Below are 20705 nucleotides of genomic sequence, written 5' to 3' on the forward strand. Positions count from 1 at the left end.
GTTAGGTTAAGCGAGCTGAACCGTAGCCAAGGTGTATCAGTCGCTTACCTGACATTACTGAGCTACGTTTTCAGCGGCCGATGCTTCGGGTGTCACGACTTGTGCGCTTTGTTCATCGGTTAAAATTGGCTCTTTTGGCCCAAGGAATTTTGGTTGAGCATTGGTGATGTATAAATCTAATACCGCTTTGGCTCTGGCAAACACTTCTCGGATGCGAACCTTTATTCCTGAGTGACTTGAAGGGTCGGGCACCGCAAAGCATTTAGCATTGATGTCGTGAGAATTGGCAATGAACAATGCGCGCTCACAGTGGAACTTTTGTGAAATGATCAGAAAGTCGTCAGTTCCAAAGATTTCTTTGGCCCGTACAATGGAATCTAGGGTTCTAAACCCGGCGTAATCGAGGAATATTCTTTCTTCTGGTACACCTGCTTTAAGCAGATCACGTTTCATCGTCCACGGCTCATTGTAAGAACGGTGTGCGTTATCGCCACTCAGCAGAAAGTAACCAATGTTCTCACTTTGGTAGAGTGCGATCGCAGCATTGATCCTGTGGCTGTAATATTCGTTGAGTACTTTCCCAAGGTACTTGCTGGTACCTAGAACGACGGCGACATCGAATGTTTCTACTTCGGATTGTTTTGTATACAGCTGATCTTCCGCTTGGTAAGCCACCCAACGGTCGATGATCAATAAAGTTGCCGCCATCGCAAAAATGAGCGAAAAAGCGTACTTTGCCAGCTTTTTAACGCTTAGGCGCTTAGGTCTGTATTTCTGAAAGAGTTTTTTCACTAAATTTGTCGATTCCGCTGTGCCCATATGCCAATAACTATAAAACTAACAGTAACGATTGAAAACATAATGCCAGCATCAAAATTTCTTAATGTCCGAGTTAGGTAAGGTGTTGCTTTTACAATGATTAAGCCGTAACCAAATGCGTTAATCAAGATAAAAGCAAATGTACGAAGAACAAAATGGTAGTTTCTGAGCACACGCCTTAAAACCGTATTCACCTCACCCCCGAGCATGACTAAAACGCACGCGACTAACGCGGTAGATATTTCAGTCAAGTATGGAACAAGGTATTGCCCGATAGGAGCTAGATAGTCAAAAATAATCATAGATAGCAATAAAGCAGCCCCAAGTAGGGGCTGCAATGAGGAAGGTTAGAAAGCGGTGCGTTTGTAACGACGGTAAACAGGCTGCCAGAAGCTGTTCTCAATGGTCTTTTGAAGCGCCTCGTCGGTAATCTCTAGTGCAACACCTTGTTCGATGGCTTTTTTGCCGACAGCGAAAGCGATTTTTTTAGACACAGAGTGAATCGCTTCTAGTGGTGGCAGTAGTGCACCTTGGCCGTTAATCGCTAAAGGAGAGCAGGTTGCTAGTGCGCGGCTTGATTCCATCAGCATTTCGTCAGTTACGCGTTTCGCTTGTACTGCAAGTACACCTAAACCAATACCAGGGAAGATGTAGCTGTTATTACACTGAGCGATAGGGTACGTTTTACCTTCATAGACAACAGGGTCAAATGGACTGCCTGTTGCAACCAGCGCTTCACCGTTTGTCCAACGAATAATGTCGTTTGGCGTTGCTTCCACACGGCTTGTCGGGTTAGAAAGCGGAAATACAATCGGGCGAGAGCAGTGTTTGTGCATCTCAGTGATAACTTCTTCACTGAATAAACCTGGTGCACCTGAAACCCCGATTAATACCGTTGGTTTTGCATTGCGCATGACATCAAGCAATGAATAGCCATTACCCTCTGCTTGCCAATCAGCAGTGTTGCTGTGTTTTTGAACTAAACGCTGCTGGAAGTCGAGCAGATTAGGCATGCCTTCTTGCAGCAGACCCCAACGATCCACCATATAAACTTGAGAGCGCGCTTGCTTGTCTGAAATACCTTCAGACACCATTTGGGCAATGATTGCTTCAGCAATGCCACAGCCAGCTGAACCTGCACCCAAGAAAGTCACACGCTGTTCAGACAGTTTGTTCCCAGCCGCCTTACATGCAGCCAGTAGCGAGCCGACAGTCACGGCAGCAGTGCCTTGAATATCATCATTGAAGCAGCAAACACGATCTTTATAGCGTTCTAGAAGCGGCATAGCATTCTTCTGCGCGAAATCTTCGAACTGGATCAAAGCATCTGGCCAACGGCGTTGAACTGCTTGCATAAACTCTTCAACAAATGCATCGTATTCCGCGCCTGTAATACGCGGATGACGCCAGCCCATGTACATTGGGTCAGCAAGGCGTTGAGGGTTATTGGTACCCACATCCAGTACAATTGGTAACGTGTAAGCTGGGCTGATACCACCACACGCCGTGTAAAGAGCCAGCTTACCGATAGGAATGCCCATACCGCCGATCCCTTGGTCACCTAGGCCAAGAATACGCTCACCATCAGTCACTACGATGACTTTTACGTTGTGGTTTGATGCATTGTTCAGAATGTCATCAATGCGATCACGGTTTGCATAAGACACAAAAAGACCGCGTCCACGACGGTAGTTATTGGAGAAGTTTTCACACGCTGCACCCACGGTTGGCGTGTAGATGATCGGCATCATCTCAGAAACGTGGTTTTGAACTAAGCGGTAAAATAGCGTTTCGTTAGTATCTTGAATGTTACGTAGGTAGATGTGCTTATCCATATCGTTGTCAAAGTTACAATATTGCTGATAAGCACGCTCAACTTGCTCTTGAATGGTCTCGGTATTTTCTGGTAACAGACCTTCAAGGTTAAAAGAGCTACGTTCTTCCGCTGTAAATGCACTACCTTTGTTGAGCAGAGGTGTACTTAAAAGGGCAGGACCTGCATAGGGAATGTATAAAGGGCGTTTATCGTTATTCATCACATGCCTTTAGTGGGTAAGAGGCCATTAGACCTAAGGAACTGGGAACATGAAAATGATAGGGATTCAGTGTCGTGTTGTAAACTGATATTCCTGCAAACTCGCCCCGTTTCCAGATATACTTTGCTGCTCGAATGAAAACGATACGCAAACGATGACTAGCTTACCGATTGATCCCCTAAAATCTCATTTTCTCGCTCAACTATCCGAAAACCACCTGATTGTAGAAGCCGATACAGGTTCGGGGAAATCAACCCGTTTACCGCTATGGGCATCAGAGCATGGGCGCGTATTGGTTGTAGAGCCTAGGCGTATCGCCTGTACTTCGCTTGCACAATTTTTAGCAGAGCAAAAACAAGAGCGGTTAGGAACGTCGATAGGTTACGCCATTAAGCTAGACAACCAATGTGATGATAATACACAAGTTGTGTTTGCGACGCCGGGTGTGGCGCTACGTTGGTTTTCTGAAAACCAATTGGCAGGCTTCGATATTATTATCGTCGATGAATTCCATGAACGCCGCTGGGATTCCGATTTGCTGTTAGCCCTGCTCAATGAGCATAAGCGACATCAACTCGTCATCACCTCTGCAACTATTGAAGGTGAAAAATTGGCCAAGTACGTTGGCGCGACACGCTTGCGCGCAGAAGGGCGAAATTTCGACGTTTCAATTGCTCATCGGGCTAGAGATTCCAGGCAGCTACCAGATGCGCGCAATCTAGAGCAGAAAGTGAAGCAAGAAGTGGAAGCACTGTTAGATATGGACGGTGATATTTTGGTCTTTCTGCCTGGGCGTAAAGAAATTACCCAATGCCAGTCGGCGTTATCTGGTCTAGATGACGCGATAGTTGTACCACTCCATGCGTCTGTATCTGACTCGCAAAGAGAAATCGCCCTAAATGTTCAGTCGAGTAGAAAAGTGGTGTTGGCCACCAATGTTGCCGAGACATCATTAACTATACCTAACATTGCTGCGGTGATTGACTCTGGCCTAGAAAGAAGAACCGAACAGCGGAACGGCAAAACGACCTTAAGTCTTAAACACATTTCCAAAGCGAGCGCTAAGCAAAGAAGCGGGCGCGCAGGACGTGTTATGGATGGGATCTGCATTCGCTTATACGGAGAGCATGCGGCGTTAGCAGAGGTGACACCTCCTGAACTACATCGAGAGTCGTTAACAGAAGCGATGCTTGCAGCCGCGAGTTGTGGGTATGCGCTCGATAGCCTTAAGTTTGTAGAGTCGCTGCCTGAAAAATCATTGCTTCAGGCCAAGCAAATACTCATAGGTATGGATGCCTTGGACGATAAAGGTTTGGCGACTGAGCATGGAAAGCTGATCTACCCATTGCCCATTGACGCTTTATACGCTGATTTAGTGACGCGAATGCCGAATAAGGCTCTACGTGAAGCTATGGTGGATTTAACTGCTGTATTGGCGACGCCCGCTAGCCTGTATCGATTATCGAGTAATGAAGAGTCCCTTGAACGTTTAAGCCAAGAAGAACCTTTGGGTTGTGATGGTCAACTTGCGATTCGCTTATTGCGCGGGGAAAAGCTGTCTGGTGTCAACGTGGACAGTGAGGTTTTGCGCGAGGCCAAAGCGCTATCAGAACAAATGAGAGAAGCTTTTGAACTTCCGCAATTGGAAGTGTCATCCCATTATGATCACCGCTCGCTTGTTGAAGCTATTGCTAGGCTTCATCCAGAACTCGTATTTGTCCGCAGAGAAAAACGACAAGACGCTTTCGCCAATGGCATTATGGAAGTGACACTTGGGCGCAGTAGCCGCCTTAAATCAACCACCTTAGCCGCATTGGTTCTAGATACTCACAGCCTACCTGGACGCGGAGTAAAGCAGACATTAAACCTTGCAACAGTGGTAATGCCGGCTGAGCTGAGTCTCATTGAAGAACTAGAGCTTGGAAGTTGGCAACAAGGTGAGACAAAAGTTGTGGATGAGGGGATGTATGTCCAGATGGAAATGGAGTATGCCGGTCGGGTGGTTGCCACTAAGCTGGTCCCGGCACAAGGACAGTATGCTGTAAAACCATTGCTGGAGTTGGTGAAAAGCGGGGAACTCATGCCGGGCTTTGCGAAAATTCGGCATGAGCAAATAGAACATTGGAAGATGTATGTGGCACTTGGTCACGCGGACAACAATAATAAAATCGAGCAAATCAGCTTTGATACTTGGTTTGCTGAGCAGTTAGAGATGCTCGAGCTTACTGAACCCGAAGAATTAGAACTATTTTCAGAGGAAGACTTCCAGTTTGAGGGGATCCCGTATTGGGAATATCAGGACTTCGCTGACATGTACCCATTTGAGTTGAAGCTTGGTGACCTCAATTTAGATGTTGAATACGTAGTGGCAAAGAAGCTAGTTTATGTCGTTTATCGTGATGGGCTTCGTAAAGGGGATCCAAAAAGATGGGAGTTGCCATCATGGAAAGGTTGGCGAATCCAGTATAAGAAAGCCAGCAGAATAGTGGATGTCAGGTAGCCAAATTATTTAATTAGTAAAATATTAAGCAACCGCTCGCGTATGAGGCTTTATTGTGCACGCATTGTTACAAGACTGGTTTTTATATAGCTTTTTAAAACGCTGAAGGGGCATAAAAGACGATTGTTTTATATCCTATTGCTATATCTAGAAGGTTGGAGGATATTTAGAATACTGTGTTGCCGATATAAACGGGGGTTGATATGGAGCATCAAGTAAAGGCGAGTGTGGTATTCGATTACACTTCTTTCCTCGGAGCATCATGTTCCAAAAAATGGACATTTTTGGAAGCAATGAGCACCTTCGCACCTATTTTCAGTCTGATGTGGAAAAACACCGTCAAAGACTCTATTTCAGTTGAAGATCGCTTGTGGGATCAGGCTATGAAGTCGCTATCTGCAAATCGGAGTGATGAATCTAATCTCATTACCTTAGTAGAGTTAGCAAAGAGTGAAGGCTTGGAGGAGATCAATCTTGTCATGCCGTATGAGCTTGATAACAATCAGATTGAAAAAGTCAGTTCCCGCGCTCATGCTCGTATTCAACGCTTAAATCAAGACGAACTTAAGATTACTTTTTAAAGCCTCAGAAGAGGCTTTATTTTTGCTATTTTTCTTCGGTTTTAGCCTCATTAACATGGCATAAGTTGTTATATTCAATATACATTGCAGTTACGATACCTACTCATTTTCTGCTAATGTTAGAAAGGGAAATGAACAACGAGAGGTTAGAATGGACGTCAAGTATCGTTGGTTGTTAAGTGGTGTAATATTGGCTTGTTCTGCGCCTCTATACGCACAAAATGATGTTGTTCGAGACAATATCAATCATGAACTTCTTTACGCTCAAATTAGTGCAGGTTCATTAAATGAAATTATTGGTGAGAATAGTCATGTATCAGCAATGTCTGTAGGTGGTAACTATCTCTATACGCCAGAGGTATTACTTACTTTGGATTACGAAGCGCGTTTTATTCACCCCGATACAACAACCTCTCAGCTTTATTCCTTGTTACCAGGTGTCGCGTATGTCGCGAACATACATAATAACTTGGACATAGTGGCGGGGGCTTTGGCCGGGATACTGTGGGCTAGCCAAACTGATAATGAGACAGATGAGACTCTTACCAGAGAAGACTGTTTTATCTGGGGTGGCAATCTAGCGCTTAATTACCAATTTACAGAGCGTTGGAAAATGTCGACAGAAGCCGAATTCAGAAGAAGTGATATCTTAGATGAAGAGATATACACATTCCGGGTGGACTACCATGTATCCCCCAGAGTAGCTTATGGTGGCTTTTACTCTCATCGCGATAAGCATATTGCAACCATCAATGAAGGTGGCATTTCATTTAGGTATTATTACTAAAAAGGGTCAGCGTTGCTGACCCTTTTCATATTGTTACCGGCTTGGACTATTAAAGTACCGCGGCGATACCTTTACATAGTGGCAGCATGTTTGAACGAGTCATGCCTGCAACACTGATACGGCCAGAGCCCACAATGTAGATACCAAACTCATCTTTTAGACGCGTTACTTGCTCTTTAGATAAACCAGAGAACGAGAACATACCATTTTGACGTTCGATGAAGCTAAAATCTGCGTCAACACCTTGTTCTTTTAAAGTGGCAACAAACAGCTCACGCATGTCTTGGATACGGTCACGCATCTCTTTGACTTCTTGTTCCCATTCTGCGCGAAGGTCAGCATCGTTTAAGATGTGAGTTACAACTGCGCTGCCGTGAGCTGGTGGGTTAGAGTAGATTGAACGAATAATAGCTTTTACTTGTGAGAACGCAGTTGCTGCAACATCTTCAGATTCTGCCACAAGAGTGAATGCACCAACACGTTCGTTGTAAAGGCCAAAGTTCTTCGAGAATGAGCTAGCGACTAGGATTTCTTTGTTGTACTTAGCAAAAATACGCAGGCCAGCAGCGTCTTCTTCCACGCCTTTCGCAAAACCTTGGTAAGCGAAATCAAATAACGGAAGTAGTTTCTTCTCGGCAACCAGTTTGGCAAGTGTTTCCCACTCGTCTAGTGTTGGATCGATACCAGTTGGGTTGTGGCAGCAGCCGTGAAGTAAAACAACATCACCTTCAGACGCTTTTTCTAGGTCAGCAACCATAGCGGAGAAGTCTTTGTCTTTCGATTCTGCATCATAGTAGCTGTACTGTGCTGTTTCGATACCAGCAGCAGTAAACACACCGTTGTGGTTAGCCCAAGTAGGGTTACTGATCCAGATTTTTACATTACCTAGCTGGCGCTTGATAAACTCTCCAGCAACACGCAATGCACCAGTACCACCAGGAGCTTGTGCCGTTTTTGCCAGTTTGTTCGCTACGATTTCTGAATCTGCGCCAAACAGTAGCTTTTGCACTGCCAAACCATACTCAGCTGTACCTTCGATGGTTAGGTAAGATTTCGTCTTCTCTGTTTCTACCAAAGCAGCTTCTGCTTTTTTAACGGTAGCTAATACAGGAGTCTCACCTTGCTCATTTTTGTAAATACCAACACCAAGGTTGATTTTGTCAGTACGAGCGTCTTTTTTAAACTCTTCGGTAAGGCCAAGGATAGGATCTGCAGGAGCAGCTACTACTTTTTCAAACATATTGATCATCCATGTTAGTCGACGTGGGTATACCGCTATTTATACCTTTCTCGTAGTGTTGGCACAACCGTTTACGTGTACAAAAGTAAACAAATTTCAGTTGTGTAAGAGAAACATAGTCAAATGGTGCTTTATAGGATTTTAAAGTGAATATATCTAAGCAGAATGGTTGTTATTGATGTTTTTGTTTCTAACGTTTAAGGCCTTTCTAAAACACAGCCAAGTGTCTCACTTGTTGGAATTGTAAATAAAATGTTTTAAAAAGGTGGTTTTCTTTATATGCATTGAGGTTAGTATTTGTCGGCGTTTATTTGCTAGGAAAATAACAATATGGATAATCTAAAACATCTTACAATTGTAGCCTCACTTTTATCGCTGACTGCCTGTGGTGGTGGAGACAGTGATAATGCCAGTGGAGATACAACTTCAACACCAGATGTGCCAGTCACTTCTTCATACACCTATTCTGGCTCACTGGTTATTCCTGAAGGCGTAGCGGTTAAATCTTCTCGCGCAATGTACTCAGGGTTGATCAATCCTCTTAGTGCTGACTGTCCAAATGTACCAGACGGTTATGCGCCTATGGCTAACGCTAAAGTTACTCTTGAAGACTCAGCAGGCTCAGCGTTAGGTGCACAAACAACAACTAATAACTGTGGTGTTTTCCTTTTACAGTTACCTAAAGAAGACACTGATGTTGAAAATGCGGTCATTAGTGCTTCTCTTGACGGGTTCAAAACACTGAAAGCGCATGCGGAGAACTTTGTTCCTGCCGAAGACGGTAGCGAACCAACAGTTGTAGCTTCAACTATCCCAAGCGACTCGACTTATGTGATTAGTGCGATCCAGAAAGCGAGTGGTGATGAGCTGATGTTCTCTGTGACTGACTCATCAACCAACAACGCGGTAATTCAGCTAACGAAAGCGGCTTTTACTGTTAGTGTGAACGATCTGCCAATCTCTATTTCGACGTTAAATTCATCGGATCAACTTGGCGTGGCGAGTAGTAATACTTTGACGTTAGATCGAAGTGGTTCTATGGATGATGATGCTAAAGACGAAAATAATAAGGACGTGGTTGATAGTAATGGTGAGACGTATAACCTTTCGAGACTTACCGCTTTGGCTGCCCATCAGTTCGTTTCAGAAAAAAATACAGCAGATGAAGTCGCAGTGATACCTTTTGCAACGTACGTACATATGATTAATGATCTTTTTTACAGACGTTTATGCTTTCCGATGATCAAGGTCAGTTAGTGAGCTATGCCTACTCAGAATCTGGTTTTACACAAGAACAGGCCAAATTACATTTTGCGATCGATATGTATAATCCCCATTCTGGGCTTTGGGATAACCAAATTCAATATGATCAACGACATATTGATCGCACTGATAACATAGCATCAGTTGGCCGAGCAAATCGCTGGGGATACAGTACAGCCTTGGAAAGGGCCGTTAACGAATCGCTCACGGCCCTTACTGGTCGTAATAATGCAATTAAGCGTGCATTTGTGATGACTGACGGCAAGAGTAGCTTTTACGATAGAGCTGGTGTTATTGAAACGGCGAATCAAAATTCTATCCCCGTTCACTCTATTGCTTTGGGTGCAGGCGCAGATGAAGAAGATTTAAAAGCAATTTCAGAGCAAACGGGTGGTAGTTACTATAAAGTGCTTAACCCTTCGGATATTGTAGGCATCTATTCTTCCTTACAAACAACGGTTAAGTACGCCTACCTAGCGGCGTTGAACACGCCTTTGCAAGCAGGTGACGTTGTAAAGCTTTCACTAGAAATTAACGGTGAAGAGGTAACGCGTGAACTAACCATTCAATAATCTGTTTTTTTTTTCGATTAAGCGCCTAGAACCTTACTAGGCGCTTTTTTCTTACACGGCTTGTTTATTATTTAACCTTTACCTCTAACCACTGGCTGCGAATCAATATCGTTTTGCTACTTTGAACGCACAATTAAGTTCCTACTTTAGTACTAACTGTATCTCTGTACGTATAATGTTTTGCTCAGTGGTAATGGCAGATAAGTACAGGTATGAATCGATACCAACAGTTGGCAACAGATTTTAAACAGTTAATAGAAAATGAAACATGGCGCTCCGGCGAGAAGATTCCTTCTGTGCGTGTTATGAGCCGCAGTGTTTCTGTCAGTGCAGCTACTGTTTTACAAGCTTATCAACTGCTGGAATCCGAAGGTTGGTTAAAAGCAAAACCTCAGTCTGGGTATTTTGTTTCGCCTAAGGTTGAAAGAGTCAGCACGGATTCGCCCAATGACCCGCCTCCTCGAACTGAATATAAAGATGAACTTTATGAATACTTGCGTGATAGCAGTGAAGTGGAAGCGCCTTTAGGGCTCGCACTCCCTGATCCTCAACTTTATCCATTTCAGGCGTTGACGCGTCACCTTGCAAGAGCAGGGCGGCAAATGCCATTAAACAGTCCCGTGGCTGACTTACCTCCAGGAAATGAACAGCTAAGGCGTTTGATTGCGCAGCGCTATGTAAGAAATGGCATCGTCGTATCACACCAGGACATAGTCATTACCTCTGGGGCGATGGAAGCGCTGAATCTTAGCCTACAAGTGGTCACTACCCCTGGCGACCATGTTGTTATTGAAGACCCTGTCTTCTATGGAGCGATCGAAGCAACACAACGAAGTCAGCTGAATGTGGTGAGTGTTACTGTCGATCCAATCAAAGGGATTGATTTGAGAGGCTTAGAAGAGGCTTTTCAGAGAAAAAGTGTGACTGCGTGTTGGCTGATGCCAAACTATCAAAACCCAACAGGGGCACTTTATAGTGATAGTAGCAAAAAAAAGATAGTCGATTTGGCGAACCGATATGAGGTTAACCTGATCGAAGATGATGTTTATGCGGAACTGCATTTCTCAGACTGTAAGCCTAAGCCACTAAAATATTGGGATGAAAACGATCGGGTGCTGCTCTGTGGTTCATTTTCTAAGTCGCTATGTCCTGGTTATCGCATAGGCTGGGTTGTAAATAGAAAATTGAGTGAACGCCTGCAAAAGCAACAGCTATTATCGACTCTCTCAAGCAGCTTTCCTATTCAGCAGGGTGTTGCCCATTATTTGCAATATGAAAGCTACGACAACCACTTACGTAAATTGAGAAAAGAGTTGGCTTTACGCCAGCAGCAGTACATTAAGTTTATTGAATTCACCTTTCCGAAAGGTACTCAGGTGTTTTCTTCAGCCGGTGGTTATTTTCTTTGGGTGAAACTGCCTGAAGAACTCCATACTTCGTTGCTTTATAAACAGCTCATCGCTCAAGGCGTGTCATTTGGGTATGGGAATTTGTTTAGCGTGCAAGGCCTTTATCAAAACTGTATTCGCTTAAACATCTCTTTTGAGTTGAATGAGGACACCCAACGAGCACTTCAGCAGATGGCAGAATTAGCAAAAACTGAACTGTTTGGTCATTTATCACAATAACTGTACTGCAACGGTTGTAGTGGCTTGTAGTGAAATAGCTTAACTCGTTCTTAATTGGTTAATGTTATGCAAAAGCAGGGCTCGAAGCATGAATCTAGGTTGATCGCTGTTGCGATAGTTAGCGCGTTACTTGTTATTTTTGGTCACCTTATTTTGTCCAAATCATTTTCTGGAATGCCCTTTTTAGAATACACAGCGGCTGCGATTCCTTTTGCCATGTTTGCTTTATGCATTTATGGCGTTCGTTATGCGTCTAAAGTCGACCGAGAACAATGAGTAAAGCCTCCAAATAGGAGGCTTTAAAGTAACTAGGGTCTGTGTGATGTTTTATCTGGATCTGAAGACGAAGGGTCGGATTCAGATGGGTAGATTCCCATTAAATCTTCCGCGTTTTGTAGCCAGTCAGGGTGCCAGTAGTAGGGTTGGCTACCCGCAGGGTGATCCCAATCCATCACTTTTTCGTGCCTGCCACAGTATGACAGGTCATCAAGTCTGAATACTTTCATAACTTGTCTCCTCACTAAAATACCACTCTTAGTGACATCTTTAAGTATGGCGTATTGAGTGAGTTATTGCTTGTTATGAAACGCGGTAAATTGGTGGTATTAGATTCGGTTACTTCTGCTGTTTGCTATTCAACTCATCAACAATGGCCTGTTTCGCATGTTCGATAGTGGGGGATTCCCCTTCTTTCAGATCCAATTCTTTTCGGCCGTGAATGCCCATGAGATCTTCTGCTACATGTAACCAATCAGGATGCCAATAGTAGGGTTGTTGACCTTGCGGGTGATCCCAGCTGTGCACACCATCCTGAACGCCGTTGTAGTTGAGATCTTCTATCTTGAATACTTTCATTTTGCTTTCCCTAAACACTATAAACACCTTTAAAATTAGTAGATAAAGTTAGGTTGTTCCAATGAATAGAGATATAAAAAAGCCTCCAATGAAGGAGGCTTTTCTTTCAAGCTAACTGCAATTAGAAGTTTGCAGAGCGTGGTGTACGTGGGAACGGAATTACGTCACGTACGTTACCCATACCTGTTACGTATGAAACTAGACGTTCAAAGCCCAGACCGAAACCAGAGTGAGGTACTGTGCCGTAACGACGTAGGTCGCGATACCAGCCCATGTGCTCAGGTTCAATACCCATTTCGCGCATACGCTCATCTAGGACGTCTAGACGTTCTTCACGTTGAGAACCACCGATAATTTCGCCGATACCCGGTGCAAGAACATCCATCGCCGCAACAGTCTTACCGTCATCGTTCATACGCATGTAGAATGCTTTGATGTCTTTCGGGTAGTTCTTAACGATTACAGGTGCTTTGAAGTGTTCTTCTGCTAGGTAACGTTCGTGCTCAGAAGACATATCGATACCCCACTCAACTGGGAACTCGAACTCGCGACCAGAATCTAGAAGAATTTGGATTGCGTCCGTGTAGTCTACTTGAGCAAAGTCAGAAGCAACAAACTGTTCTAGGCGAGTGATCGCTTCTTTGTCGATTCGTTGTGCAAAGAATTCTAGGTCGTCACGACGCTCTTCCAGTACTGCTTTGAACACGTACTTAAGCATATCTTCAGACAGTTTTGCTACGTCATCTAGGTCTGCGAATGCAACTTCAGGTTCAACCATCCAGAATTCCGCTAGATGGCGGCTGGTGTTTGAATTTTCAGCGCGGAAAGTCGGGCCGAACGTGTAAACCTTGCTAAGAGCACAAGCGTACGTTTCTGCGTTCAGCTGACCTGATACAGTAAGGAAAGTCTCTTTACCGAAGAAATCTTCGTTGTAATCCACTTTGCCTTCTTCTGTGCGAGGTAGGTTTTCCATGTCTAGCGTTGAAACGCGGAACATTTCACCAGCGCCTTCACAGTCAGATGCTGTGATAAGCGGTGCAGACACCCAAAAGTAGCCTTGTTCGTGGTAGAAACGGTGGATGGCTTGTGACAGACAGTTACGAACACGCGCGACTGCACCAATTACGTTAGTACGTGGACGTAGGTGGGCAACTTCACGTAAATACTCAATTGAGTGACGAGTTTTCGCCATTGGGTAAGTATCTGCATCTTCAACCCAACCAACAACTTTAACGTCAGTTGCGGCAAGCTCAAAGTCTTGACCTTTTGCTGGAGATTCAACAACTTTACCAGTAACTTCAACTGAACAGCCTGTGGTTAGCTTTAGTACTTCGTCGTTGTAATTATTTAAATTATTTGGGACCACGGCCTGAATCGGGTCGAAACAAGAGCCGTCATAGATGGCAAGGAAAGAAATTCCAGCTTTGGAATCACGACGTGTACGGATCCAGCCTCGAACAGTAACTTCACTGTCTACTGCCAGCTTACCGCTTAGTACGTCATTTACAGGCGCGTAAGTCATGTTTTAAATATTCTCCATTGAGTAAAAATTCAACCCAATGTTTTGTAAGGCTCACTGAATGAATAATGAGCAAACACTGGGTTGGGTAGAATTCTACATATTCAACGGAACATATTACCTTTCAATTAATATGCTTCAACCTTTAATTCTCGATTCGGCGTATAAAAACCACTCAAATCGGCTTATTTCTTCTGAGAAAGTGAGAACTGATTGATAAGTGATTCCAAATGCTCAGAAAGCTGCTCAAGATTCATACTGATATCACGTGTCTGCGCGGCTGATTGAGAGGTGTTATCCGCATGCTGTGTGATGATTTCTACTTTATGTTGCACATCTTGGCTAATCAAAGTGGTATTGCTCGTTTGCTGCTGGATATTTTCCGCATGCTGCAATGCTTGTTGCATTTCGCTTACTACATCTGACATCGCAGTGGATAAAGCTTCGATTTCATTTGAACGCTGGTGTGCGGTATCACAAACGTTATCGACTGATTTGAGTGATGTTTCGCTGTCTTTCTGGAATTGGGAAATGATGCTCTCAATGCTTCCGGTTGCTTCAGACGTTCGGCTCGCAAGCTGGCGTACTTCATCTGCAACAACAGCAAACCCTCTGCCTTGTTCACCTGCTCGAGCTGCTTCAATGGCGGCATTCAGGGCGAGCAAGTTGGTTTGTTCTGCTATTCCTTTGATGACTTCCAAAATCGTTGATACTTCTGCTGTTTGCTGGTTAAGGTCGACGATATTGCCTTTGACCTGCTCAATGTCTGTGACTAGGTTTTTAATCTCAGAGCTGGCGCTATGAGCTTGGCAAGCGCTTTGTTCTGCGACACTGGTTGTGTGTTTAATTAAACCTGACGCGTCTTCGGTTGCTTGCTCAACTTGCAGTTGCTGAGATTGCATCTGTTCAATGTTGGTTTGTACATCAGAGGTTTCTTTTTGTTGATTGTGCGCAGCTTGATCCGTCACCATCGCGACATTGGTTAACTGTGCTGCCGAATGAGTTAGGTCGTGCGAGGTATTTTGCACTTGTTGAAGGCTATCACTTACCGTACCCATAAAGGAGTTAATCGCGATGGCTAATTGGCCAATTTCATCTTTATTTTTGTGTTCGAGTCTTTGAGATAAATCTTTACTTTCGCTCACACTCTGCATATAGCTTGAGGTTTGTTGAATTGGGCGAACAATGAATTTTCGGATCAGGAGTAGGGTAACCAGAAAACCAATTAAGCCTAATGTTGCCATGATAGACACCGCGATAAATGTGCGTTGGCTAATCATGCTGTTCACGTGCGATAAGTTGTATTCCAAACGGATAGCACCTAAAACTTCGCCTTCGGGAGCCATATGGCAAGAAACACAGTTTGTACCGCGGTAGTTTTCACTTGATTTCATCGGTAGGGCGACAACCAAGCCTTTACCCCAATCAGCTTGAATGGGTTCGATAATAAGCTCGCCGTTGAGTGCGCGTCGGTCTATCTCATCAGTGGGTTTTTGGTTCTCTTGACCAGGACCGTAGAGCTTACTGACTGCATCAGCTCGAAGGACTTTAACTTGCTCGATACCATCCTGCGCAAGTGCTTTTTGTCGCAATGTTTCTTTTTGCGCCATGGTGCCAGTTAGCATCATCATGTTGAGGCTATCAAAATAGTTACTTGCTTTGTCATGGAGTTGTTCACTAAGAACGGAATTCATTAACTCTTTTTGTTGCCAGTATTGATACGCGGTAGAGGAAGCCAGTACCAGAGAGAATACAGTGACGAGAGTCACCAGCAACTTCGCAGTAATCGTTGAGCTCATATGTAAATACTTAGATTTTATAATTGGAATAAACGTCAAAATGATGTCTGAATTCTAATACAACTCAAGGTGTTGAGATATGTTATGTGACCACAAGCTAAGTGTGGGTTAGGTAAATGTGACGTAAAGCGTCTGTTAACGTTTATTTGACGAAGTGACGTTTTTCCGGCGTGCTGTGCGGTTTAAAGCGCGATTACTTGCTATTTTAAGCTCTGAGATGCTTGTCACACTTAGTGTATTTCCTTAGTATTGCCTGTCTTTCTTAAAGCCCGAGAATCAAAATGAGAACTGAACTTTACAAGGAATTCATGTTTGAAGCTGCACACCGCTTGCCGCATGTTCCTGAAGGTCACAAATGTGGTCGTCTACATGGTCACTCTTTCTTAGTTCGCCTGTATGTAGAAGGTGAAGTTGATCCACACACAGGGTGGGTGATCGACTTCTCTGAGATCAAAACAGCGTTCAAGCCTATTTATGACCGTCTAGACCACTATTATTTGAATGATATTGAAGGTTTAGAAAATCCAACCAGCGAAGTACTAGCAAAGTGGATTTGGCAACAGCTTAAGCCAGGTCTGCCACTGTTGAGTAAAGTGGAAATCAAAGAGACATGTACAGCTGGCTGTATTTATAAGGGCGAAGAAGAGTAAACAAACTCTTGGAACTCGAAAGCGAAGCAAAACAGCTTCGCTTTTTTGTTTAGCAATACAAGTAACGACAACGTGAAGTAGGATTGTAAACCACTGGTTTTGTCTCGATCTCCTGGTTAATAAATCTACATTAGTAAATAATTGTCAAATTTTGTCATTGCATTCCCCGAATCAATAGATAATATGATTTGGCCTCGGTTATGAGAGGTGAGTCGCACAAAGTATGCTTCTCAGTTTATATGGATTATTTCACAACATCGGACAATATAATGATATTAAAAATTACGACGCCAATTATTGAACCGACCGAAGGGTCGCCACATTCAGTACTTGCTACACAACATTTCTCTTCTCTCTCTTCTGAAAGCTTATCTTTCTGCACCTCCGCTTCTTTTCGTTCGTTTAATTTTAAAGCTCGCTGTTCGTATTTCTTTTGATTGTTAGCCATCGCGCTAGGCACACGCGCATCTCAATCTTTACTCATCAAATATAGAATTCGAAAATATGAACACAAAACTCTTAGGTAGCTCCCTAATTATTTCCGGTACAGCGCTGGGCGCTGGCATGCTCGCAATCCCGATGGTTCTGGCCCAGTTTGGGCTTTGGTACGGGGCTTTGCTGATGATTTTTATATGCTTCGGAACAACCTACGCAGCGTTGTTATTGCTTGAAGCGACCATCAAATCAGGAGGAGGGCTAGGGCTAAACTCGATTGCACGCAAAACTCTAGGGAAGGGTGGACAGCTCGTTTCAAATGCACTTCTTTATGCGTTGCTTATTTGTCTGTTGATGGCGTACATTCTGGGCGCTGCCGATCTGGTTAACCAACTGGCGCAGAAATTTGGTGTGGATTTAACCAACTATCAAAGTCAAATTGGATTTACTCTACTGTCTGGCATTTTGATTGCTGCTGGTACAGGGGTGATAGATAAGTTAAACCGTGCGCTATTTTTCATCATGATAGCAAGCCTTTCAGCGACGTTGCTCTTCCTTTTGCCTGACTTTAGTAGCAATAATCTGGCTCGCGTCATTAATGATGACCACTTTGCACTAATTAAAACCAGTGCGGTACTATTTACTAGTTTTGGCTTTATGGTCGTGATCCCATCACTGGTGTCTTACAACAAAGAAGCAACTGATAAGCAATTGCGTAATATGGTTATTGTTGGTTCGTTGATCCCTCTTGCTTGCTACTTGTGCTGGTTATTTGCAGTAGTAGGTAATTTAAACCCAGAGCAGTTGGTTGCACTAAAAGGCATCAGCGATTTAATCGCAGCATTCGAACATCACTCAAGCTGGTTTGCCTCTTTGCTGTCAGTGTTTACAGGTTTAGCATTGTTGACGTCGTTCTTTGGGGTAGCAATGTCTCTATACAACCAAAACCGTGACATGTTTAACCAGAACCGATTAGTGACTTACGTGATCACTTTCATTCTACCGTTGATCGGCGCATTGTTTGCGGCAGACAAATTCCTGTCTGTATTGGCATATGCGGGCATTATTTTGGTGTTGTTAGCCATCTTTGTTCCATTAGCCATGGTTTATAAATTAAGACTGGCAGGGACAGAGTCAGAGCGTTATACCACTGAAGGAGGCACAATGATGTTGCTGTTCTCATTGTTGTTTGGTGGATTCTTGCTGGCGTCTCAAGTTATTTAGGTTTCTCTATTACGAAAAAGCCCGAGCTTAGTGCTCGGGCTTTGTTATTCTAAGCAGACAATTAACAGATAACTTTAACAGCCAAACCGCCTTGAGACGTTTCACGGTACTTAGCATTCATGTCTTTACCTGTTTCTAGCATGGTTTCGATAACCTTATCTAGAGAAACGGTCGGCGCAGAAGAACGGCGTAGAGCCATACGTGTAGAGTTAATTGATTTAACCGCAGCGATACCGTTACGTTCAATACAAGGCACCTGTACCTGACCAGCAACAGGGTCACACGTTAGACCTAGGTTGTGCTCCATTGCAATTTCCGCAGCCATACATACTTGCTCAGGGCTACCACCCATAAGCTCTGCAAGGCCGGCTGCTGCCATAGAACATGCAACGCCCACTTCACCCTGACAACCTACTTCTGCACCAGAGATAGACGCGTTACGCTTGTAAAGGCCGCCAATTGCACCAGAGGCTGCGAAGTAACGGATGTAGTCTTTCTCTGTTACTGTCTGAATAAACTTATCGTAGTAAGCTAGAACCGCTGGAATGATGCCACAAGCACCGTTCGTTGGCGCAGTAACCACGCGGCCACCTGCTGCGTTTTCTTCGTTTACAGCGAAAGCAAACATGTTTACCCAGTCAACGACTGACATTGGGTCGTTAGACGTTTTTTCTGAAGTCATAAGTTGCTGACGCAGAGCCGCAGCGCGACGAGGAACACGAAGTGGACCCGGTAAAATGCCTTCTTCGTTCATACCACGTTCCATACATTCAGACATGGTCTTCCAGATGCTAGCAAAGTAATCACGAGTCTTTTCTTCAGAGTGCAGCTCACGCTCGTTCTTCATTACTAGGGCACTGATAGACAGGCCACTTTCTCGCGTTTGAGCAATAAGCTCTTCCGCCGTAGTGAACGGGTAAGGTACTTGAACAGGGCTCTCTACTTCTTTGCCGAAGTTTTCTTCATCAACAATGAATCCGCCGCCGATAGAGTAGTACGTTTTAGAAAATACGTTTTCGTCGCCGATCCAAGCATGGATCTGCATACCATTTTCGTGAAGTTCTAAGTTGGTCGTATGGAAGTTCATACCACCGTCTTTCGGGAATGATACTGTGTGACAGTTATTGTCAACAGGAAGGATTTCTGTTTCTTCTACTTGAGCGATAAAGCCCGGAATAGAGTCAATATCTACTTTTTCAGGGGTATTGCCAGCAAGACCCATGATGATAGCGATATCTGTGTGGTGACCTTTCCCTGTCAGTGATAGCGATCCATAGACATCAACGGTGATTTTAGTGATGTCGCACAATTTTCCCATTGCACTTAATTCATCAATAAACTCTTTACCCGCTTTCATTGGGCCTACAGTGTGTGAGCTTGAAGGACCAACGCCGATTTTAAAGATGTCGAAAACACTAATCATATCGATTACCTCAAAAGTAAGCCTCCCGAGTGTAGGGAGGCTTATTATTGTCGTTATATTTTTGGTTTAAGCACGTAAATTACGCGATTAAAGAGCGCCGTAGATTACAGAACTAATCGCCGCAAGACCACATATTGTTGTGAAAACTTGTACAGGCGCAGAAGTTTTGTACTTCGCCATAGCTGGGACTTTCTGCATTGCAAAAATTGGCATCAAGAATAGGATACCTGCAATCATTGGAGCGCCCATTGTTTCAATCATTCCAAGGATGCTTGGGTTCACAATAGCCACAATCCAAGTAGTGATAACAATGAACAGCAAAGAGGCTTTTTCAATTTTGCTGATAGGTGCTGCAGAGCGAGATTTGATCAAACCTACAAGACCTTCGTGAGCACCAAGGAAGTGACCAAAATAGCTTGATGTAATCGCCGCGAATGCCACTAGTGGACCTAAGTAAGAGATCAGCGGAGACTCATGCACGTTCGCAAGGTAAGACAGCACAGAGATGTTTTGCTCTTGTGCCATTGCTAGTTGTTCTGGAGATAGAGAAAGAACAACAGAAAATACGAAGAACATAACAAAGCCCATCAGCATCATTGCTGCGCCAGCAGTGATCGTGTCTGTTTTTTGTACCGCATTCTCACCGTATACACGACGTTGCTCTTTAGAGAACTGAGAAATAATAGGGCTGTGGTTAAAAGAGAATACGATGATTGGAATCGCTAACCAAACGATAGTTGGCATTGCTGCCCAGTCAGGAGAGCTATCCATCATAGATGTATTCCATTCTGGAATCAGGTAGAAAGAAAGCGCTAGCAGAATAAATACTAGTGGGTAAACCATTGCAGAAGTGGCTTTTAGCATTAGCTCTTTACCAAACACAACGCCTGCAGTCATCGCCGCAATAAGCGCACCAGACAGCAACCAGCGAGGAATGGATTCCATACCAACTTGGTTTACCAAGAAGGAGTCTACAGTGTTTGTAATACCAACGCCGTAGATAAGAACGATAGGGTAGATAGCAAAAAAGTAAGCGAAAGTGATAAGGTTTGCGCCAGTCTTACCAAAGTGTTCTTCAACAGTGTCAGTGATGTCGGCTTCAGGATTTTTCGCTGAAAGAACGAAACGAGCCAAAGATTTGTGAGCGAACCAAGTCATTGGTGCTGCGATTAACGCTAGGATGACTAATGGCCAGAAACCACCAGCACCGGCTTTGATTGGAAGGAAAAGCACGCCGGCACCGACAGCGGTACCGAATAGTGATAGACACCAAGTGAAGTCTTTGTAAGTAAACTTACTAGACGATCGTGCGGTCGTTGCCGCAGAAGTAGTAGTGTTCATTTTGTGATACTCATTTTTGGGAACAGGAAATAA

19 protein-coding genes are annotated in these 20705 nt (G+C 44.1%); 9 read left to right on the forward strand and 10 right to left on the reverse strand.

Going from position 1 to position 20705, the window contains the following annotated elements; all coding sequences use genetic code 11:
• Positions 1–54: 54 nt before the first annotated feature.
• Genes VNE01S_RS01700 through VNE01S_RS01705 form a run of 3 tightly spaced genes read right to left on the reverse strand, consistent with a single transcriptional unit; the run spans position 55 to position 2855 of the window.
• Complete coding sequence (locus VNE01S_RS01700) at positions 55–819, reverse strand: SanA/YdcF family protein (RefSeq protein ID WP_082331681.1); 765 nt, start codon at positions 817–819, stop codon at positions 55–57.
• A complete protein-coding gene (locus VNE01S_RS18825) occupies positions 792–1121 on the reverse strand; it encodes a DUF3392 domain-containing protein (RefSeq protein ID WP_082331680.1) in 330 nt (109 codons plus the stop codon). The genes VNE01S_RS01700 and VNE01S_RS18825 overlap by 28 nt, the downstream gene beginning before the upstream one ends.
• 45 nt (positions 1122–1166) lie before the next feature.
• Positions 1167–2855 carry an NAD-dependent malic enzyme gene (locus VNE01S_RS01705; protein ID WP_053395577.1) on the reverse strand — a complete coding sequence of 563 codons (1689 nt, stop codon included), beginning with the start codon at positions 2853–2855 and terminating at the stop codon, positions 1167–1169.
• A 154-nt stretch (positions 2856–3009) separates the two neighbouring features.
• Between VNE01S_RS01705 and VNE01S_RS01710 the strand changes: the two genes are divergently transcribed.
• The 3 genes from VNE01S_RS01710 to VNE01S_RS01720 all read left to right on the forward strand — a co-directional run bounded on the left by VNE01S_RS01710 (position 3010) and on the right by VNE01S_RS01720 (position 6723).
• Positions 3010–5355, forward strand: a complete 2346-nt coding sequence (locus VNE01S_RS01710) for a helicase-related protein (protein WP_053395576.1) — start codon at positions 3010–3012, stop codon at positions 5353–5355.
• 203 nt (positions 5356–5558) lie between these two features.
• The gene (locus VNE01S_RS01715) at positions 5559–5936 is read left to right on the forward strand and encodes a hypothetical protein (protein WP_053395575.1); all 378 of its coding nucleotides are present in this window, start codon (positions 5559–5561) and stop codon (positions 5934–5936) included.
• A gap of 151 nt (positions 5937–6087) precedes the next feature.
• On the forward strand, positions 6088–6723 hold the full coding sequence (locus tag VNE01S_RS01720; protein WP_053395574.1) for a porin family protein: 636 nt from the start codon (positions 6088–6090) through the stop codon (positions 6721–6723).
• 49 nt (positions 6724–6772) lie between these two features.
• On the opposite strand, the gene VNE01S_RS01725 is transcribed toward VNE01S_RS01720, so the two are convergent.
• Positions 6773–7963: an amino acid aminotransferase gene (locus tag VNE01S_RS01725; RefSeq protein ID WP_053395573.1), complete on the reverse strand. Its 1191-nt coding sequence runs from the start codon at positions 7961–7963 to the stop codon at positions 6773–6775.
• Positions 7964–8293: 330 nt separating this feature from the next.
• On the opposite strand from VNE01S_RS01725, the gene VNE01S_RS01730 reads away from it, so the two are divergent.
• From VNE01S_RS01730 to VNE01S_RS01745, 4 genes are all read left to right on the forward strand, one after another.
• Positions 8294–9220: a vWA domain-containing protein gene (locus VNE01S_RS01730; protein ID WP_053395572.1), complete on the forward strand. Its 927-nt coding sequence runs from the start codon at positions 8294–8296 to the stop codon at positions 9218–9220.
• The gene (locus tag VNE01S_RS01735) at positions 9193–9798 is read left to right on the forward strand and encodes a vWA domain-containing protein (protein ID WP_053395571.1); all 606 of its coding nucleotides are present in this window, start codon (positions 9193–9195) and stop codon (positions 9796–9798) included. Before VNE01S_RS01730 ends, VNE01S_RS01735 begins: the two co-directional genes overlap by 28 nt.
• A gap of 212 nt (positions 9799–10010) precedes the next feature.
• Positions 10011–11426 (forward strand): aminotransferase-like domain-containing protein, encoded by a 1416-nt coding sequence (locus VNE01S_RS01740; protein WP_053395570.1) that lies wholly within the window; start codon positions 10011–10013, stop codon positions 11424–11426.
• A 66-nt stretch (positions 11427–11492) separates the two neighbouring features.
• Entirely contained in the window at positions 11493–11702 is a 210-nt protein-coding gene (locus tag VNE01S_RS01745) for a hypothetical protein (protein WP_053395569.1), read from the forward strand.
• 32 nt (positions 11703–11734) lie between these two features.
• Here VNE01S_RS01745 and VNE01S_RS01750 read toward each other — a convergent pair whose 3' ends face one another.
• The 4 genes from VNE01S_RS01750 to VNE01S_RS01765 form a co-directional block, all read right to left on the reverse strand.
• Entirely contained in the window at positions 11735–11932 is a 198-nt protein-coding gene (locus VNE01S_RS01750; RefSeq protein WP_053395568.1) for a hypothetical protein, read from the reverse strand.
• A 109-nt stretch (positions 11933–12041) separates the two neighbouring features.
• Complete coding sequence (locus tag VNE01S_RS01755; protein ID WP_053395567.1) at positions 12042–12281, reverse strand: hypothetical protein; 240 nt, start codon at positions 12279–12281, stop codon at positions 12042–12044.
• A 121-nt stretch (positions 12282–12402) separates the two neighbouring features.
• Positions 12403–13803 carry an asparagine--tRNA ligase gene (gene asnS, locus VNE01S_RS01760; RefSeq protein ID WP_053395566.1) on the reverse strand — a complete coding sequence of 467 codons (1401 nt, stop codon included), beginning with the start codon at positions 13801–13803 and terminating at the stop codon, positions 12403–12405.
• Between the two features lie 182 nt (positions 13804–13985).
• Entirely contained in the window at positions 13986–15599 is a 1614-nt protein-coding gene (locus VNE01S_RS01765; RefSeq protein WP_053395565.1) for a methyl-accepting chemotaxis protein, read from the reverse strand.
• 281 nt (positions 15600–15880) lie between these two features.
• Between VNE01S_RS01765 and queD the strand changes: the two genes are divergently transcribed.
• Together queD and VNE01S_RS01780 are read left to right on the forward strand one after the other, a co-directional pair.
• Entirely contained in the window at positions 15881–16249 is a 369-nt protein-coding gene (gene queD, locus VNE01S_RS01770; RefSeq protein WP_053395564.1) for a 6-carboxytetrahydropterin synthase QueD, read from the forward strand.
• 504 nt (positions 16250–16753) lie between these two features.
• Positions 16754–17908, forward strand: coding sequence for an amino acid permease (locus VNE01S_RS01780; protein WP_053395562.1), 1155 nt, complete (start codon positions 16754–16756; stop codon positions 17906–17908).
• 61 nt (positions 17909–17969) lie between these two features.
• Here VNE01S_RS01780 and VNE01S_RS01785 read toward each other — a convergent pair whose 3' ends face one another.
• Together VNE01S_RS01785 and VNE01S_RS01790 are read right to left on the reverse strand one after the other, a co-directional pair.
• Entirely contained in the window at positions 17970–19331 is a 1362-nt protein-coding gene (locus VNE01S_RS01785; protein ID WP_053395561.1) for an L-serine ammonia-lyase, read from the reverse strand.
• Positions 19332–19418: 87 nt separating this feature from the next.
• A complete protein-coding gene (locus tag VNE01S_RS01790; protein WP_053395560.1) occupies positions 19419–20672 on the reverse strand; it encodes an aromatic amino acid transport family protein in 1254 nt (417 codons plus the stop codon).
• Positions 20673–20705 lie beyond the last annotated feature (33 nt).

Source organism: Vibrio nereis NBRC 15637, assembly GCF_001591105.1.
GTDB classification, from domain to species: domain Bacteria; phylum Pseudomonadota; class Gammaproteobacteria; order Enterobacterales; family Vibrionaceae; genus Vibrio; species Vibrio nereis.

Coding starts and splice junctions, on each gene's coding strand:
- VNE01S_RS01700 (WP_082331681.1), bottom strand. CDS start 819: ATGGGCACAGCGGAATCGACAAATTTAGTGAAAAAACTCTTTCAGAAA.
- VNE01S_RS18825 (WP_082331680.1), bottom strand. CDS start 1,121: ATGATTATTTTTGACTATCTAGCTCCTATCGGGCAATACCTTGTTCCA.
- VNE01S_RS01705 (WP_053395577.1), bottom strand. CDS start 2,855: ATGAATAACGATAAACGCCCTTTATACATTCCCTATGCAGGTCCTGCC.
- VNE01S_RS01710 (WP_053395576.1), top strand. CDS start 3,010: ATGACTAGCTTACCGATTGATCCCCTAAAATCTCATTTTCTCGCTCAA.
- VNE01S_RS01715 (WP_053395575.1), top strand. CDS start 5,559: ATGGAGCATCAAGTAAAGGCGAGTGTGGTATTCGATTACACTTCTTTC.
- VNE01S_RS01720 (WP_053395574.1), top strand. CDS start 6,088: ATGGACGTCAAGTATCGTTGGTTGTTAAGTGGTGTAATATTGGCTTGT.
- VNE01S_RS01725 (WP_053395573.1), bottom strand. CDS start 7,963: ATGTTTGAAAAAGTAGTAGCTGCTCCTGCAGATCCTATCCTTGGCCTT.
- VNE01S_RS01730 (WP_053395572.1), top strand. CDS start 8,294: ATGGATAATCTAAAACATCTTACAATTGTAGCCTCACTTTTATCGCTG.
- VNE01S_RS01735 (WP_053395571.1), top strand. CDS start 9,193: ATGCTTTCCGATGATCAAGGTCAGTTAGTGAGCTATGCCTACTCAGAA.
- VNE01S_RS01740 (WP_053395570.1), top strand. CDS start 10,011: ATGAATCGATACCAACAGTTGGCAACAGATTTTAAACAGTTAATAGAA.
- VNE01S_RS01745 (WP_053395569.1), top strand. CDS start 11,493: ATGCAAAAGCAGGGCTCGAAGCATGAATCTAGGTTGATCGCTGTTGCG.
- VNE01S_RS01750 (WP_053395568.1), bottom strand. CDS start 11,932: ATGAAAGTATTCAGACTTGATGACCTGTCATACTGTGGCAGGCACGAA.
- VNE01S_RS01755 (WP_053395567.1), bottom strand. CDS start 12,281: ATGAAAGTATTCAAGATAGAAGATCTCAACTACAACGGCGTTCAGGAT.
- asnS (WP_053395566.1), bottom strand. CDS start 13,803: ATGACTTACGCGCCTGTAAATGACGTACTAAGCGGTAAGCTGGCAGTA.
- VNE01S_RS01765 (WP_053395565.1), bottom strand. CDS start 15,599: ATGAGCTCAACGATTACTGCGAAGTTGCTGGTGACTCTCGTCACTGTA.
- queD (WP_053395564.1), top strand. CDS start 15,881: ATGAGAACTGAACTTTACAAGGAATTCATGTTTGAAGCTGCACACCGC.
- VNE01S_RS01780 (WP_053395562.1), top strand. CDS start 16,754: ATGAACACAAAACTCTTAGGTAGCTCCCTAATTATTTCCGGTACAGCG.
- VNE01S_RS01785 (WP_053395561.1), bottom strand. CDS start 19,331: ATGATTAGTGTTTTCGACATCTTTAAAATCGGCGTTGGTCCTTCAAGC.
- VNE01S_RS01790 (WP_053395560.1), bottom strand. CDS start 20,672: ATGAACACTACTACTTCTGCGGCAACGACCGCACGATCGTCTAGTAAG.